We start from the raw sequence: 15,611 nt of genomic DNA, 5'->3' as shown, positions 1-15,611 counted from the left end.
TGACCGAAGTCTCCGAAGCACATGAGCAACCTAGCGCGAATCGGCCGGGCGTCCAGCGCTAAATGCAGAGCTCCCGCACTAAACGGGGGGCGAATCGGTGGATAAGCCTGTGGGCGAGCGCGCGACTCGGAGCGGGCGAACGATTTGGGGCTCCGCGGGTTGGTGCGGCGATGGCAAAAGCGAAGACATTGCGGGTCGCGAGCTACAACATCAACGGCGTCAACACGCGCTTGCCGGTGTTGATTCGCTGGCTGACCGAGGCGCAACCCGACATCGTCGCGCTGCAGGAACTCAAGTGCACCGATGAAGTTTTCCCGGCGGCGACGATCGCCGAGCTCGGCTATGCCGCGATCTGGCACGGCCAGTCGCGCTGGAACGGCGTTGCTATCCTCTCGCGCGTGGGCGAGCCCATCGAGACGCGCCGGGCGCTTCCTGACGATCCCGACCCAAGCCAAAGCCGCTACATCGAAGCGGCAGTGTGCGGACTCATCATCGGCAATCTCTACGCGCCTAACGGCAACCCGTGGCCTGGACCCAAGTTCGATTACAAGCTCGCCTGGCTCGACCGGCTTTCGGCCCACGCCGCCGATCTTCTCGCCAGCGGCCTGCCGACGATGCTCATCGGCGATTTCAACGTCATTCCCACCGACATGGACGTATACAAGCCCGAACGCTGGAAAAAGGACGCGCTCTTCGCGCCCCAGGCGAAGGCGGCATTCGCCAAGCTGGTCGGCCAGGGTTGGACCGATGCGTTACGCGATCGCCACCCGGACGAGCGGATCTATACCTTCTGGCCTTACTGGCGGCAGTCATTCGAGCGCGACGCCGGCATCCGCATCGATCACGCACTGCTCAGCGCGCCTCTGGCGGCCAGGCTCAAGAAGGCCGGCGTGGACCGCGACCCGCGTGGATGGGAACGGACCAGCGACCACGCACCAACATGGGTCGAGCTTGCGCCCTAGGGCGTGACGCTGCTGCCGCGGCGCCCTTGCTGGTCGGCCCAGAAGCCGTTCTGCTCGCTCGTCTTCGCCCAGTCGGCCTTGGTCCGGCAGATGCGGTCGAACGCGGCGAGGTTACCGGTGCGCGGCACCTTCTTGCAAATCTGCGTTTCGCCCGAAGCGCTCGTCAATTCGACATTCTTCGGCGCCTTGGTCTTGCGCGACCAGCCCCAGCGCGGGGTGGGTTTCTTCTTGGTCGCCGTCTGCTGGCGCGCCTCGACCAGCCAAGGGTCGATTTTCCAGTTAACGACGCCGGTGTTGACGAATTCGGTCGCGGCGCCATCGAGCGGCTTGAAGGTCGCATGGACCATGAGAAGGCGGCAGGTGTCGCTGTCCAGGAGCGGATAGCCGCTGCTGCTCGTGATTTGGCAGCTCATCGGGAAGCCCTTGGCATCGCTCTTCACCGCGAAGCCGACCTTGCCCTGCTCGTTCGCGGCCAGCGCGCGACCGGGATAATCGCGAAACACGATCTCGCCCGACGTCGATTGGGTGATCGCCGGCGTGGCTTCCAGGCTAAACTGCGCTGAAGCAGCGCTCGCCAGAAAGACCCCGGCGACCGGTGCTAGGACGAACATTTTCACGTGACGAACTCCCTAACGCTTACGCGCCGGCGGGTTGGCGCCGACTGATAGGCCGTCCTTAGCGAACGGCGTTGGTGCCTGCGCCCTTGCGGCCCTGAAGCTCGCCCCAGAAACCGTCCGACTCTTCTGAGCGTGCCCAAGCTTCCGGCGCGCGGCAGCGATATTCGGATCCGCTCAGCGTTCCCGCGCGTGGCACCCGCTTGCAGACAACTTTCTCGTTGGCGAGATTGCGATCGAGCTTCGGCTGGCGCTTCCAGCCCCAGCGCGGCGTCGGCAACTTGCGCGGTTGAGGTGCGGAAGCGGCGACGACCTGCCTTGGATTGCGCATCGCGGCGAGCGCCGCGGCAGCTTCGGAAGGCGACCACCTCACCAAGCCCTTGACCACCTGGATGCCGTTCTTGACCTTGATCGGCTTGAACTTCGCATACATCATCAGCGACCGGCATGCTTCTCGATCCAGCACGGCATTGCCACTACCCCTGGTCACTTCGCATGCCTGGGGATCGCCCTCGGCACTGGTGGTCATGCGGAAAGCCACGTTCCCGGTCTTGCCCATCGCTTGCACCGGATAGTCGCGAAACATGATTTCGCCCGACGGCATTTGCCAGATCGGCTCATCCACGACGGCCGCCGGCGCCTGGGCAGCCATCGCCACCGCGCTGAATAGAATAAGCATAAGCCACCCCCTGGCTTGCAAACGAGTTAGCAGCCGCCCCCGAGCATGGACTGCTACTACTACTTTGCCGCAGAGTGCGAGACGCCGCAAGTCGCGAATTTGTTACGGTTATTTCACGATGTGGGAACGCGGTCGCCATCGATTGCGCGGATGGTGCCGGATGCAGGATTCGAACCCGCGACCTTCGGTTTACAAAACCGCTGCTCTACCAACTGAGCTAATCCGGCCCGTGCCGCACCGCATTTGGGTCAAAGCACCCCGAACGTCCAGCCCTCGGTCCGCGCAATCTCGGGCGTCAGCCCGTCGGGGGCGAAGGCCTTCGCCTCCGCCCGAGTCAGCGCCCGCATCCCGGCCGCGGTAACGAGCGCGTCGGTCTGATGGTCGTTGGGCTCGAAGCGCAGACGGGTCGGCGGGCTGTCCAGCCCCTCAAGAGCGCGGTTGAGGTCGCCGCGGGTGCGCAGCTTTGCGCCGCTCATGCCCGCGCGGCGAAGATAGATGCGGGTGTAGATTTCGACCACGGCGCTCCCCGCCTCCGGAAGCGGGTCCATCGGAAAGATCGCGACCTTGCCGTCGATCCGATGCAGCAGGCGCATGCCCGAGAAGCTCGCCTTGGCAACCTGCGCGGCGCCGATGGCGTCGTAGGCGCTCGCGGTTTTTCGCCCACCCTGCGCATTGAGACGGGCGTCGCATTGCCGGAAGCGGACGAAATCCGCCTTCACGCCGTCGGCGATGCCGAAATAGAAATGCTTGCGATGGACCTGCTCGAGAAAGCTCGCCGCGCCGAGGTCTTCGTCGGGCGCGACCGCATCGACATAGGCCCAGAATTCGCGCGCCGTCCTTGGCACATCGGGCTCGCCGAGAAGATATTCGCCATGCTCGACGATCGGCGGGGCGAAGCTGAAGTCGAAGCCGAACAAGGTCGGCTCGCGCGCGGCACGCCTTATCAGCCAGTCCGCAACCTCCTCGCGCGACCAGACGTGGCCGGGGCGAACCAGGCGCGGCGCGGCATCGCCACGCGCCTCGGCGATGGCGATGCCCTTATGCCGGCGGCCCTTTGCGCCCGACCAGTCGATCGCGACGAAGGCCGCGAAGCGGTCGCTCACACGAGCGGGGGCTGGCTATTCTCAGTGCCGCCGGTGGCCGCGTTGCTCGCGGCGCGCGAGCGGGGAGGGGCGGGCGGGGCGGGCGGCGGGATCGTCCCGGCCTTGTCCGCCTTCCGTTCGAGGAAGCGTGCCGCGGCATCGCGCCCGCCAAGGCCGAACGCGAGCGCCGTCGCGACCGCGGCCGAGCCCAGGATCAGCCCGAAGGCCATCATCACGATGGCATCCGCCAAGCCCATGAAAGTCAGGCCGATGGCTGTGAACAAGGCGACGATCGCGTAGCGGACAATGGTCTGGGCGTAGCCGCCTTCGCCCGTGCCGCTGCCGACCAGATTGGCGACGATCCGCGCAAGGAAAACTCCGACGACGATGATCAGCGTGCCGAAGATGACCTTGCCGCCAAGCTCCGTGACCTGGGCCAGGAACATCGCGATCGTCCCGCCACCGAGCTGCTTGGCCGCCTCGATCGATGCGGCCAGGATGATGGCAATCAGTGCCACCGTGCCGACGATGCGCGACGGATTGGCGGTACCCGGGACGACGCCCGTCGAGCGAATGGCGTCGTCGAATCCCGTCGCGGGCAATACCGCCTCGATGATGCTCTTGACGAAGCGGGCAAGGACGAAGGCAATGCCGATCCAAAGTGCGGCGCTGATGATCCGCGGGATGGCTGCAAGAATCTGATTGAGCATGTTGATTGCAGGGCCGGAAATGGCCTCGATGCCCAACACCTGCAGCGCCGCGATCGATACGGGGATGATGATCAAGGCGAAAACGACAATGCCCACGGCCTTGGCGATGCTTGCCCGATAGGAGGTCGGGACCGTCTTGCCGGTTGCGCCCGCCTCGGTCGCCGTGGCAGCCGAGTTTCCAACAACGCCGGTCCGCGCCAAAAAGCCCTCGACATTGGCAGCGCCAATCAGTGTTTCCACCAGCTGGCGAACAATCCGCGCAACGATCAGGCCGATGAAGAAAATCAGCCCGGCGCCGATCAGCCGCGGCAGGAAATTGAAGATGTCGAGCGTCAGCGCGTTGATGGGCGCGAGGATCTGACCAATGCCGAGGAAGCTGAGTGCGGCCATGATGCCGACGAGCCAAACGATCAGCTTGGCAATCGTGCCGAGCTGGTGGCCGACCGTCTCATGCTGATTGCCGGGCGTATGCTTCTGCAGCGCGGGCGTGCGGGCGATGGCCTTCTGAAGCGCCCATTTGACGGCGCGGGCCACTGCCCAAGTCGCGATCAGGATAAGGATAGCGATGAGGATGCGCGGGCCCCAATTCATCGCCTGCGCCTGCCAATAGGCGCTCTGATCGATCTGATACATTTTCGTTCCCCTTTACTCGTCCCTGCGCTCCAAACCCGCGTCCCCAGGGGATTGTTGCAATTGCTGTCGGAGCTGGTCCCAATAATTCAGCCGCTCGCGGATTCGCGCCTCTAGCCCGCGCTCGGTCGGCTGGTAGAAAAGCTGCGGCGTCATGTCCTCCGGCCAATAATCCTGGCCTGAAAATCCTTCGTCGGCGTCGTGATCATAAGCATAGCCCTTGCCGTAACCGATGTCCTTCATAAGGCGTGTCGGAGCATTGAGGATGTGCGCCGGCGGGGCCAGTGACCCGGTCTCGCGTGCGCTTCGCCACGCCGCCTTTTGCGCCTTGTAGGTGGCGTTCGATTTGGGCGCGGTGGCAAGATAGATGCAGGCTTGCGCGATCCCGATCTCGCCCTCGGGCGAGCCGAGGAAATCGTACATGTCCTTGGCCGCGAGGCATTGAGTAAGGGCATTGGGGTCTGCCATGCCGACGTCCTCGACGGCCGCGCGGGTCAGCCGGCGCAGCAGGTACAGCGGCTCTTCGCCCGCAACGAGCATCCGTGCCAGATAGTAAAGCGCCGCCTGCGGGTCGGAGCCGCGAATGCTTTTGTGGAGCGCGGAAATGAGGTTGTAATGGCCTTCGCGGTCCTTGTCGTAGACGGGAACGCGCCGGTGCAGCAGCTCGGTTAGCTCGGCTGGGGCAAGTGGCGTCGTGATCTCGACCGAGAACAAGGTCTCGACCTGGTTAAGAAGGAAGCGCCCGTCGCCGTCGGCGCTGGCGATAAGGGCCTCGCGAGCTTCGGCGGTGACGGGAAGCCCACGCGCTTCGATGCGCTCCGCGCGCTGCACCAGCTCCTCCAGTGCGGAATGGTCGAGGCGGCGGAGGATGAGCACCTGGCAACGCGACAACAAGGCGGCGTTGAGCTCGAAGCTCGGATTTTCGGTCGTCGCGCCGACCAATGTCACCGTCCCGTCCTCGACAAAGGGCAGGAAGCCGTCCTGCTGGGCACGGTTGAAGCGATGGATCTCATCCACGAACAGCAAGGTCTGTTGTCCGGCGCGGGCGGCGGTCCGGGCTTCGGCAAAGAGCTTCTTAAGATCGGCGACGCCCGAGAAGACGGCGGAGATGGCGACGAAGCGCAGGCCGACCGCATCGGCGAGCAAGCGAGCGATGCTGGTCTTGCCCGTGCCAGGCGGCCCCCACAGGATCATTGAGGCGAGTTTCCCGGCCGCGACCATGCGACCGATCGCCCCTTCGGAACCGGTTAGATGGTCCTGCCCGACGACATCGCCCAAGGATTGCGGCCGCAGCTTCTCGGCAAGCGGCGCGGCGGCATTCGTCTCCTCGCGCGGCAGATCGGGCAGTTCCTGGTCGGCGAAAAGATCGGACATCGTCATCATCATAGAAACGTGCCGCAAGACTTTCCATCGCCTCACTTGCGCAAGATGCAACTAAGATATATCTTAGACACATCGAAAAAGGAGGGCTTCATGTCGCACCGCCGTCGTCATCACGACCATTCCTTCGTTCCGCCCATTCCCCCGATCCCGCCCATCCCGCCGATCGACAGCCGCGGCGCGCGATCATTCAACTTCGAAGATCTGCGGCGCCTGTTCGCCAGCGGTCGCTGGAGCCGGAACTGGGGGCCATTCCACTTCGATTTCGGTGACTACGATATGTTCGGCAGCCGCCGCGGACGCGGTGGCGGCGGGCGACGGCGCGGCCGGATGTTCGATTCCGGCGAGCTGCGCCTCGTCCTGCTCAAGCTTGTCGCCGACGAGCCGCGCCACGGCTACGACCTCATTCGTGCGATCGAGGAAATGACCGGTGGCGAATATGCGCCGAGCCCCGGCGTCGTCTATCCGACGTTGACCCTGCTCCAGGACATGGGCTTGATCGAGGAAGCCGCGGGGAGGGCGCAAGAAAACCCTTCCAGGTCACCACCGAGGGCCGCACGCACCTGGAAGAGCGCGAGGCGGAAGTCGAGGGGTTGATCGAGCGGCTGGAAGAGCTGGCGCCGACCCAGTCGCAAAGTGCGGGTCCCGTACTCGGCCGTGCAGTCAAGAATGTCATGACCGCGCTTTCCCACCGCATCAGCCGCGACGGGCTGGACGAGGACCTGCTGCACGAAATAGCGACGATCCTCGATGAAGCCGCCCAGCGGATCGAGCGCATCAAATAGGGACTATCGGCCCGTCATTCGCGCCAGCCGCTCGCGCTTGGCAATCGCGCGCAAATAGGTGCGGATGACCGCCGCGTTTATGCGGTCCCAGTCCATGGTCTGCGCGAAGGCGAGGCCGGCGGCACCGTGGCGGGCGCGCAGCTCGGCGTTGCGGGCATAAGCTTCAAGGGCGTCGGCGAAGCCTTCAATATCGGTCGGCTCGACCAGAATGCCGCTCTCTCCGTCGCGCACGAGGTTCGACGCGCCCGTGGAGTCGGCAGCAACCACTGGCCGGGCGCAGGCCAGCGCCTCCAGCGTGACGTTGCCGAAGGACTCGGTGATGGACGGATTGAGAAGAACGTCGGCGCTCGCGAGTGCAACCGCCAGCTCCTCGCCGGTGCGTTGGCCAAGGAAAATCGCGTCCGGCAATTGTTGCTGGAACCAAGGACGCGCTGGGCCGTCGCCGATGACCAGCACGCGATGCGCTACCTTGCGAGCCTCGAGCTCGTGGATTGCATCAGCGAAAACATCGAGCCCTTTTTCCATCACCGTCCGACCAAGGAAGGCGACGACCATTTCATCATCGGCAATGCCAAGGTCCCGGCGCCACCCCAGGTCGCGGCGTTCCGGATTGAAGCGGTCGCGGTCGATGCCGCGGGCCCAGATGGTGATGTCGCGATTCATGCGCTGCGCGCGAAGCACGGCGGCAGTCGATTCGGCGGGGGCCATGATGGCATCGCACCGGCGGTAGAAGCGGCGCATGATGGCGCGCGCCACCGGCTCCAGCCATTGCAGGTGATAATAAGCGAGATAGGTATCGAACCGTGTATGGACGCTGGCCACGGCAGCGATCTTGCGATTGCGCGCCCAACTGATCGCGCGGTGCGAAACGACGTCGGGGCTGGAAACGTGTAGGACGTTGGGCGGAAAGCTTCGAGGTCGCGGCGCACGCGCGATGTCAGCGCCAGCGGGAAGCGATATTCGGGTCGCAGCGGGATCGGCGCCGACGGGATGCTCACCAGATCTCCGGTCGGTTCGAACGCAGGCTCGTCGACGGTCGGAGAATAGACCCGGACCTGCGCGCCCTGGCTGAGGAGGTAGCCGACAAGCCGGTTCAGCGACAGGTTGGCCCCGTCGAGCACGTAGTTGTAATTGCCCGAAAAGAGGGCGATGCGGAGGTCGCTGGGCTGCACGGCGCTGCGCTGTAGGGGTTTCGCGGTGAGCGTCAAATATGGTCTTCCGCCAGTCGCTCGCCGGGATGCGCGCCTGTTCATCCTCGGCAGCCTCCCCGGGGACGCGTCGCTAGCCGCCCGGCAATATTATGCGCACCCAACCAACCAGTTCTGGCGGCTGCTGGAACATGCGCTGAGCGAGCCCCTGCACGCGCTGGAATATCCTGCGCGTATTGAGCGGCTCAAACAGCACGGCGTCGGCTTGTGGGATGTGATTGCTTCCGCACGGCGTAGCGGAAGCCTGGATCAGGCAATCCAGGAAGCCGAGCATAACCAATTTGCGCATTTGACGACCGACTACCCGGACATTTGCGCGATTGCATTCAACGGTGCCACCGCGGCCCGCGTCGGCAGGAAGATCATCGGCGCGCCGCGACCCGGCGTGACGCTCCTCGATCTGCCATCTTCAAGCGCTGCCAACACCCGCCCTTTCGATGAAAAAGCTGCAGCCTGGTCCAGGCTAGGCGAATTCACTTTGCGGGCGACGTAACCTTGCGCGAAAAGCCCGTAGCTGGGAATGATCGCAGCGATGCGTGAAACCGAAGATGAAACCGATCAGGATGACGGCGACAAAAGCCTGTCGATGATCGACGAGGCGCTGGTTGCCGGCACGATCGCGAACACCAATGGGCTATTGGTGATCCTCGCAAAGCTCGTCGCGCGCGGGGTGTTCGACCGCGCCGACCTGCAAGCCTTTTCCGACAGTTACTCGAAGCCGCTCGATCATGTCGGGATGCGCGAGAACGAACTGGTCACGCAGATGCAGGACCAGATGGAAAGCACGCTCGCCGAACTGATGCGCTTCCTCAGCGAACGCGAGCGCGAAGGTTGAGCCTTACCTGTTCGCTTGATTGACTAGGCGGCGGTCAGGCCACATATGGCGCGCCGCCGCCTGAGCGGCCCCTTCGTCTAGCGGTCTAGGACGTCGCCCTCTCACGGCGAAAACACGGGTTCGAGTCCCGTAGGGGTCACCAACCGTTCGTAGCGCGCATGGTAACTTTTGTCGAAATTGGCGTTACGGTTGTAGCTCGCTCGACTGTTTAAAATCCCGTGTGACACGCCCCGGCCAGCGATGGTTGGCGGCGATGTAAACGGGAGGGTGAGCTGTCGGAGTGTAATCCGCAGAAAGGTGATCGCGGCGCGGACTTCGGCGCCGATGTGCGCGATCATGATCCCGACGAGCGCTCGCCAATGTCCGGCTCCTGCGGCTGCGGGTCAAAGAGTTACGCGGCCAAGCTGAAGAAGCGGAAACCGGGACTATATTGAGCAGTGGGTGGGCGCCTGCGAGCGCTCAAAATCCGGCGGCGAGAGGGAAGGCCGGATCGCCGAGCGGCCGGGCCTGATTCGCTTTTCTTGGAAAAGGCACGGGAGGCTTCAGCGTCGTGGCAGCCTTGGGCCTGCTGCTTCGGGACGCGTAGACATCGGCAAGGGCAGCCGCGACGGCATCCACCGAGCCGTCGAAAAAATCGTCGGCACATTGACGAATCGCGCGTTCTTGCGCGCTGACTTCGGTCAAGGCTGGACCGTAGACGAAGGGGTTCGGAGCTTTCAGTTCCTGACGGGTAATCAAGCCTTTCCGGACGAGGCGGTTCAGCATCGATCGGACGGCCGCGTTGGTCAGGCTGCCGACCGCCGCTTCGACATCCTTCGCCGTCACGCAGCCATGCGCGTAAACGAACAGGGCGATTTCGCGCTCCCGCGGGAACAGCTGATCGATGTCGAACGGCGCCTGGTCGGCGGGAACGAGTCTGCCAAGACTGCCCATGTTCACTCCAATAGGTACGAAACGTACTAACAAGTGATAATCAGTTTTATGGTGCGGGGCAACCGCATGTGTGGCCGGCACCCATTAGACACAGAGTTCGAACAGTACTAAAACGGGCCGCATGCAAGAAGTTGATCCTGGCGAAGACGGGCGGTTCGACCGTCGTGATGATGCGACGCGATGGCCTCTGGAAATTCGCGCGCTCGCCCCGCGGATGCGTCAGATTGCGGAGATCGTGTACGAACGGGGGGCCGTGACACTGCGAGAAATCCACGAGACGATCGACGACGATGTGACAATTTACGGAATCCGAACACTGCTCTCGCGAATGGTGCGCAAGGGCTTGATCAGGCGGCGCCGAAGCGGCCGCCATGCCGAGATCACTTATCTTCCTGCGATCCTGACCCCGCAGGTCCGCACCGCCGCGCTGATGAGCATGATCGATGGCGACTTCGCCGGTTCGGCCGAGAACGCCTTGATCGCGGCTATGCGGATCGCGCAGCGACCGTCATCAAGCAGCGCCTAAACCAGGCCCATCCCCTCCCTGTCACCAATCTGTGACCAAAATGCCACGCACATCATCTTCCGTTCTCCCCCGGGTGGTCAATGCGTGCGAATCGAACTAATCCACGGGTCGTGTAGCGGCATGGGCAGGCTGCGGATTCCGCGAATCTGCACAGGCCGCACTTGGTTCGAGTCGATCCACTAAGGGGAACAAAATGGGACTGGTGAATTTCAAGGGATCGCTGCTGGCGACCACCGTGATTGCGGGCATGGTGCTGGCTGCGCCGGCCTATGCGCAAGCGAACCCGGCTGAGGGCGCTGCGCCCGCTTCGGACGAAAATCCGGAAGCTGGTGTCCAGACCAACGAGACCGCCGCACCGGCCGAGCCGACCAGCGCGGAAGAGATCGTCGTCACCGGTACGCTCATTCGTAACCCAAACCTTGTTGCCTCGGCCCCGGTCAACGTCATTGGCCAGGAAGAAATGCAGCTTCGGCAGACGAACGTCGCCGAAGAAGTTCTGCGTACCATTCCGGGCGCGGCCTCGAGCATCGGCTCGAACGTCAACAACGGCAACGCTGGTGCGTCGTTCGTCAACCTGCGCGGCATCGGCGTCAACCGTAACCTGGTCCTGCTCGACGGCGTCCGGCTTGTCCCGACCAACCTTGCGGGCACGACCGACTTGAACAACATCCCGCTGGCGCTGGTCGACCGGGTCGACTCGCTGACCGGCGGTGCGTCGACCACCTACGGCGCCGATGCCGTGTCGGGTGTCGTCAACTTCATCACCCGCAGCGACTTCGCGGGCATGGAGCTGGGTGTTTCCAACCAGATCACCGAGCGCGGTGACGGCCACTATCTGCGCGGCGATCTGACCATCGGCGCCAACTTCGACGATGGCCGCGGCAATGCGGTGATCGGCATTGGTTACCAGGAATCGGACCCCGTCTATCAGGGTGGCGATCGCCCGCTGTCGCAGTTTGCGTTCAACTCGCAGTCGCCCAACCCGGCCCTGCTCGGTTCGCCGACCGCGACCCCGTCCACCATCTTCGGCCTGTGTCCGGCCGTCGCGCCGAATGAGGGCGTGTGCGTACCCGTCGGCACCGCCGGGGCCACCACCAATGTCCAGGTCACCGACGACGGCACGTCGTTTGCGGCCGCCGACCGTCCGTTCAACTTCGCCCCGTACAACGCGTTCCAGACGCCGTTCAAGCGCTACAACCTCTATTCGGCCGGCCACTATGACGTGTCGGAAGCGATCACGGTCTATGCCCGCGGCCTCTATTCGAACAACACGGTCGACACGATCATCGCGCCGTCGGGTGCGTTCAACATCGCCGTCGCGGTTCCACTCAGCAATCCGTTCCTGAGCGCGGATCAACGCGCCATTCTCTGCACCCGCGCCGACTTCGGTGCGGCGGCAGGCATCCAGACCCTGGAGTCGCTCGGCATCACTTGCGCCGCTGCGACCGCGGCTCTGACGCCGACGGATCCGAACTTTGCGGTGGCACGTGTCAACCTGTCGCGTCGTGCGACCGAACTTGGACCGCGCGTCAGCAGCTACAACACGCAAGTGTTCGACTTCCGCGTCGGCGCCCGCGGCGACATCACTAATGAGATCGGCTGGGACGTCTGGGCTTCGCGCGGGTTCAGCAAGCGCACGCAGACAATCCAAGGCTATGCGCTCAACTCTCGCATCCGCGCCGCAGTGTTTGCCTCGAACCCCGACACCTGTCTGGCGCCGAATGCCAATTTCAACGTGACCACGGGCACGGGCACCAGCTCGCAGGCGGGCTGCGTTCCGGTCAACTTCTTCGGTGGCCCCGGCACGCTGACTCCCGAAGGCTTCGATTACATCTCGGATGAATCGCAGACCGCGAACAACAACAAGCGCACGCAGGCGCGCGCCACGATCAATGGCGACACGCCGGTGCAATTGTGGTCCGACCAGCCGATCTCATTCGCCGTCGGCGGTGAGTATCGCAAGGATTACGCCAACACCCGCGCCGATGCCCTGGCTCGCGCCGGTGACCTTGGCGGTTCGGGCGGCGCATCGCCGGACATCACCGGTCAGTTCGACGTGTACGAAGGCTTCGCCGAAGTCATCGCGCCGCTCGTCTCCGACCGTCCGTTCATCCAGGAACTCCAGCTGGAAGCAGGTATCCGCCGGTCGCACTACACGATCGACATCGCGGGCGCGCCGAAGTTCAACACGACCACTTGGAAAGTGGCTGGCAGCTGGGCGCCGGTTCGCGATCTCAAGATCCGCGGTAACTTCAATCGCGCGGTTCGTGCTCCCAACATCAACGAGCTCTTCTCGCCGGTGAACACGGTGCTGACGAACCTCGCGACCGACCCGTGTCAGGGTGCGGCGCCTCTGACCAACCCGGCACTTGCCGCGGTCTGTATTGCGCAGGGCGCCGATCCGTCGTTCATCGGGTCGATCCCGCCGCCAGCGGCTGGCCAGGTCAACATCACCGGCGGCGGCAATCCGTTCCTCCGTCCGGAGACCGCCAAGACCTGGACGTTGGGCGCGGTCGTTCGCCCCAGCTTCCTGCCGGGCTTCGATGCGACCATCGACTATTACAACATTCGGGTGAACGAGGCGGTTACGACGCCGACCACGGGCGACCTGCTCGATGCGTGCTTCGACACGCTGGATCCGTCCAGCCCGGCGTGTACGGTCATTCAGCGCAACCCGGCGACGGGCTCGCTGTCGGGTGATCCGACGACCACCCCGGGCCTGTTCGGTGTGTTGTCGAACCTCGGCAAGATCGAGACCGACGGTGTCGATCTTGTGGCCAACTATCGGCGCAGCCTCGGCACGCTGATCGGTTCGCCCGCGCGCATCAACCTCAGCTTCGCTGGCAACTGGACGCGCAGCAGCAAGTTCCAGGCAACGCCGACCTCGATCAATCGCGAGTGCGTTGGCTATTACAGCGCGAACTGCGGCTTTGGTGGCGGTTCTCCGAACCCGGAATTCACCTTCAGCCAGCGCAGCACGCTGTCGCTCGGCAAGGTCGATATCTCGCTACTGTGGCGTTACATCCACAAGCTGCAGTACGAGCCGCTCCAGTTGGAGACCGAGATCGCTGACGCCATCGCGGCCAATACCGACGCAGCGGGCAATCCCTTGCCGGTGGCGCAGCAGGGTTGTCCCGACTTCGACGGCTTCGACGCGGCTGCCTGCGTGACCGACGCACAATATACGCGGATCCCCACCTACCACTACTTCGACCTGTCGACCCGGTATAATGTGAGCGAGAATTTTGACTTCACGTTCAGCATCCAGAACCTGTTCGACAAGGATCCGCCGGACGTCGGTAACTCGGTCGGCACCACGGCGTTCAACTCGGGCAACACCTACCCGGCAACCTACGACTCCCTCGGACGTCGCTTCGGTGCTGCGGCCCGGATCAAGTTTTAGAACGCCGAACGGAAATTGGTTAAAAGGGGAAGGGCGGGTCTTGCGACTCGCCCTTTCCTTTTGGCGGCGCCACCGCAGTCACGCCTGGTTGAGCGCCGATTGCGCGGTTCCACTTCTCATCTGGCGAGGTGATGCTAAAGGGGCACAACCGACGGTTGGAAGCGAGGGGCACAATTGGCTGGCGCTGCGCGAGGGCTGACAGACGACGAGGGCACTTTCCTCGCCCTCCTTCTGAGGGTTCAGCCGGCCAGCGCGTACCAATTATCGAAGATTTACGAAGCCTCGCCGGTCAGCAATTTCGGGACGAGCAAGGGGAAGATCTATCCGATGATCTCCCGCCTTCGGGACGGCGGTTTGCTGACCAGCAAACGTGTGCCGCGCGGGTCGAGGCACGTCGAATTCCTGACCTGCACCCGCGAGGGGGAAAGCGCACTCAAGGTGTGGCTGCAGGAGTTCCGCCCCGAGCATTTGCTCCTGGAGGATCCCCTTCGGACCAAAATTCAATCGTTCGAGCTGCTGTCGCGGATCGAGCAGATAGAATGGCTTTTGGAGGCAAAGGCGCAACTGTCGAAGAAGCTGGATGACCTCGAGGCTTATGGGGAAGAAGTCGAGGTGCCGTTTCAGGAATGGGTCCACGATAATGCCGTCAGCGCCCTCCGATCGCGCCTGCAATGGATTGACCGAGTCCTCCTTGACCTGGGGCGATCAAAGGGCGGCTGATCCCTGGGCGTCATTCGTCGGGGGATGACGCCTTCGCATCGATTTCGGGATTCGGAGGTTTAGGCGGCGGCATATGGCTGCAGACTTGCGCCGAAGCTGTTCCCCGTTAGGAGCGCCTGGTGACGAAGTGGAATGATCAGACCGTTGTCGTGACCGGTGGCGCGGGGTTCATCGGCGCCAATCTGTGCGCGAGGCTGCTGGACGGCGGTGCGCAAGTGATCTGCATCGACAATCTCCAGACCGGTCGCCTCGAGAATCTGCGGGATTTCGCACATCATGACCGGTTCGAATTCATCCAGCATGACGTGATCGACCCGTTGCCGCGCCTGCGCCTTCCCGCGCGTTCGCGAATCTGCCGCGTTTATCATCTCGCCGGGGCCGCATCGCCCCCGCACTATCAGGCGGATCCCGAGCACACACTTCTCACCGCGGTCCTCGGGACGCGAAACATGCTGAGCCTGAGCGAACAGAGCGGAGCTCGCTTCTTTCTGGCTTCAACCAGCGAAGTCTATGGCGATCCCGAAGTGCATCCGCAGCACGAAGATTATCGCGGCTCGGTGAACTGCACCGGCCCCCGCGCCTGTTATGACGAAGGCAAGCGAAGCGCCGAGACGCTGGCCTTCGATTTCTATCGCGCCCGCCGGGCAGATGTGCGGGTCGCGCGGATTTTCAACACCTATGGGCCCAAGATGCGAAGCGACGATGGGCGCGTCGTCTCGAACATCGTGTGCCAAGCCCTTTCGGGTCAGGACATCACGATTTACGGCGATGGGTCGCAAACGCGCAGCTTCTGCTTCGTCGACGATCTGATCGAAGGTTTGACACGTCTGATGGAGAGCGACCGCGCGGCGGGAATGCCCGTCAACCTTGGCAATCCCAACGAATTGAGCGTCAGGCAGTTGGTAGACCTGGTTGTCGACAAGACCTCAACAACGTCGCGCATAACGTTCAAGGACCTTCCCGAAGACGATCCGCGGCGCCGCCGGCCCGACATTTCGCGCGCGCAAGAGTTTCTCGACTGGACCCCGCAAGTTACGCTCGACCACGGCCTGGACGCGACTGTTGCCTGGTTCCAGGCGGAGCAGCATCGCGCCGCTGCCCCGCTATATGCCGACGCGCCCCTGATCGCGGCCGCGGAATAAAG

Annotated in this window: 15 protein-coding genes, 2 tRNA genes and 1 pseudogene; 10 read left to right on the top strand and 8 right to left on the bottom strand. The window is 63.6% G+C overall.

Going from position 1 to position 15,611, the window contains the following annotated elements; translation table 11 throughout:
• The first annotated feature begins 188 nt into the window (after positions 1–188).
• Positions 189–962, top strand: a complete 774-nt coding sequence (xth, locus tag H9L13_RS11210) for an exodeoxyribonuclease III (RefSeq protein ID WP_187540379.1) — start codon at positions 189–191, stop codon at positions 960–962.
• On the opposite strand, the gene H9L13_RS11205 is transcribed toward xth, so the two are convergent.
• The 6 genes from H9L13_RS11205 to H9L13_RS11180 form a co-directional block, all read right to left on the bottom strand.
• A complete protein-coding gene (locus tag H9L13_RS11205) occupies positions 959–1,573 on the bottom strand; it encodes an energy transducer TonB (protein WP_235091337.1) in 615 nt (204 codons plus the stop codon). The genes xth and H9L13_RS11205 overlap by 4 nt on opposite strands.
• A gap of 64 nt (positions 1,574–1,637) precedes the next feature.
• Positions 1,638–2,255, bottom strand: coding sequence for a TonB family protein (locus H9L13_RS11200; RefSeq protein WP_187537767.1), 618 nt, complete (start codon positions 2,253–2,255; stop codon positions 1,638–1,640).
• Between the two features lie 151 nt (positions 2,256–2,406).
• Positions 2,407–2,482, bottom strand: a tRNA-Thr gene (locus H9L13_RS11195).
• A gap of 21 nt (positions 2,483–2,503) precedes the next feature.
• Complete coding sequence (locus tag H9L13_RS11190) at positions 2,504–3,358, bottom strand: hypothetical protein (RefSeq protein WP_187537766.1); 855 nt, start codon at positions 3,356–3,358, stop codon at positions 2,504–2,506.
• Positions 3,355–4,680: a mechanosensitive ion channel gene (locus H9L13_RS11185; RefSeq protein WP_187537765.1), complete on the bottom strand. Its 1,326-nt coding sequence runs from the start codon at positions 4,678–4,680 to the stop codon at positions 3,355–3,357. The genes H9L13_RS11190 and H9L13_RS11185 overlap by 4 nt, the downstream gene beginning before the upstream one ends.
• 12 nt (positions 4,681–4,692) lie before the next feature.
• The gene (locus H9L13_RS11180) at positions 4,693–6,051 is read right to left on the bottom strand and encodes a replication-associated recombination protein A (protein WP_187537764.1); all 1,359 of its coding nucleotides are present in this window, start codon (positions 6,049–6,051) and stop codon (positions 4,693–4,695) included.
• Positions 6,052–6,150: 99 nt separating this feature from the next.
• On the opposite strand from H9L13_RS11180, the gene H9L13_RS12850 reads away from it, so the two are divergent.
• Both H9L13_RS12850 and H9L13_RS12845 read left to right on the top strand, forming a co-directional pair.
• Complete coding sequence (locus H9L13_RS12850) at positions 6,151–6,654, top strand: PadR family transcriptional regulator (RefSeq protein ID WP_244954810.1); 504 nt, start codon at positions 6,151–6,153, stop codon at positions 6,652–6,654.
• The gene (locus H9L13_RS12845; RefSeq protein WP_244954809.1) at positions 6,651–6,842 is read left to right on the top strand and encodes a hypothetical protein; all 192 of its coding nucleotides are present in this window, start codon (positions 6,651–6,653) and stop codon (positions 6,840–6,842) included. The genes H9L13_RS12850 and H9L13_RS12845 overlap by 4 nt, the downstream gene beginning before the upstream one ends.
• Positions 6,843–6,845: 3 nt before the next feature.
• Here H9L13_RS12845 and H9L13_RS11170 read toward each other — a convergent pair.
• Positions 6,846–8,014, bottom strand: a pseudogene (locus H9L13_RS11170) (glycosyltransferase family 4 protein).
• A gap of 25 nt (positions 8,015–8,039) precedes the next feature.
• Here H9L13_RS11170 and H9L13_RS11165 point away from each other — a divergent pair.
• From H9L13_RS11165 to H9L13_RS11155, 3 genes are all read left to right on the top strand, one after another.
• On the top strand, positions 8,040–8,543 hold the full coding sequence (locus H9L13_RS11165) for a DNA-deoxyinosine glycosylase (protein WP_235090951.1): 504 nt from the start codon (positions 8,040–8,042) through the stop codon (positions 8,541–8,543).
• Positions 8,544–8,582: 39 nt separating this feature from the next.
• Positions 8,583–8,885 (top strand): hypothetical protein, encoded by a 303-nt coding sequence (locus H9L13_RS11160; RefSeq protein ID WP_187537762.1) that lies wholly within the window; start codon positions 8,583–8,585, stop codon positions 8,883–8,885.
• A gap of 66 nt (positions 8,886–8,951) precedes the next feature.
• Positions 8,952–9,027 (top strand) — tRNA-Glu (locus H9L13_RS11155).
• Positions 9,028–9,344: 317 nt separating this feature from the next.
• Here the strand turns inward: H9L13_RS11155 and H9L13_RS11150 are convergent.
• On the bottom strand, positions 9,345–9,818 hold the full coding sequence (locus H9L13_RS11150; RefSeq protein WP_187537761.1) for a BlaI/MecI/CopY family transcriptional regulator: 474 nt from the start codon (positions 9,816–9,818) through the stop codon (positions 9,345–9,347).
• A 121-nt stretch (positions 9,819–9,939) separates the two neighbouring features.
• Here H9L13_RS11150 and H9L13_RS11145 point away from each other — a divergent pair, with 121 nt between their 5' ends.
• The 4 genes from H9L13_RS11145 to H9L13_RS11130 all read left to right on the top strand — a co-directional run bounded on the left by H9L13_RS11145 (position 9,940) and on the right by H9L13_RS11130 (position 15,609).
• Positions 9,940–10,344, top strand: a complete 405-nt coding sequence (locus tag H9L13_RS11145; protein WP_187537760.1) for a BlaI/MecI/CopY family transcriptional regulator — start codon at positions 9,940–9,942, stop codon at positions 10,342–10,344.
• Between the two features lie 193 nt (positions 10,345–10,537).
• Complete coding sequence (locus H9L13_RS11140) at positions 10,538–13,747, top strand: TonB-dependent receptor domain-containing protein (protein WP_187537759.1); 3,210 nt, start codon at positions 10,538–10,540, stop codon at positions 13,745–13,747.
• 174 nt (positions 13,748–13,921) lie between these two features.
• Complete coding sequence (locus H9L13_RS11135) at positions 13,922–14,467, top strand: PadR family transcriptional regulator (RefSeq protein WP_187537758.1); 546 nt, start codon at positions 13,922–13,924, stop codon at positions 14,465–14,467.
• Between the two features lie 119 nt (positions 14,468–14,586).
• Complete coding sequence (locus H9L13_RS11130; RefSeq protein ID WP_187537757.1) at positions 14,587–15,609, top strand: UDP-glucuronic acid decarboxylase family protein; 1,023 nt, start codon at positions 14,587–14,589, stop codon at positions 15,607–15,609.
• Positions 15,610–15,611 lie beyond the last annotated feature (2 nt).

Source organism: Sphingomonas lutea, assembly GCF_014396785.1.
In the GTDB taxonomy this organism is placed as follows: Bacteria; Pseudomonadota; Alphaproteobacteria; order Sphingomonadales; family Sphingomonadaceae; genus Sphingomicrobium; species Sphingomicrobium luteum.
Note: the sequence above shows the minus strand (reverse complement) of the source record. Positions and strands in the feature narration are given on the sequence as shown.

Coding starts and splice junctions, on each gene's coding strand:
- H9L13_RS11180 (WP_187537764.1), bottom strand. CDS start 6,051: ATGTCCGATCTTTTCGCCGACCAGGAACTGCCCGATCTGCCGCGCGAG.
- H9L13_RS11150 (WP_187537761.1), bottom strand. CDS start 9,818: ATGGGCAGTCTTGGCAGACTCGTTCCCGCCGACCAGGCGCCGTTCGAC.
- H9L13_RS11185 (WP_187537765.1), bottom strand. CDS start 4,680: ATGTATCAGATCGATCAGAGCGCCTATTGGCAGGCGCAGGCGATGAAT.
- H9L13_RS11160 (WP_187537762.1), top strand. CDS start 8,583: ATGCGTGAAACCGAAGATGAAACCGATCAGGATGACGGCGACAAAAGC.
- H9L13_RS11140 (WP_187537759.1), top strand. CDS start 10,538: ATGGGACTGGTGAATTTCAAGGGATCGCTGCTGGCGACCACCGTGATT.
- H9L13_RS12850 (WP_244954810.1), top strand. CDS start 6,151: ATGTCGCACCGCCGTCGTCATCACGACCATTCCTTCGTTCCGCCCATT.
- H9L13_RS11145 (WP_187537760.1), top strand. CDS start 9,940: ATGCAAGAAGTTGATCCTGGCGAAGACGGGCGGTTCGACCGTCGTGAT.
- H9L13_RS11200 (WP_187537767.1), bottom strand. CDS start 2,255: ATGCTTATTCTATTCAGCGCGGTGGCGATGGCTGCCCAGGCGCCGGCG.
- H9L13_RS11205 (WP_235091337.1), bottom strand. CDS start 1,573: ATGTTCGTCCTAGCACCGGTCGCCGGGGTCTTTCTGGCGAGCGCTGCT.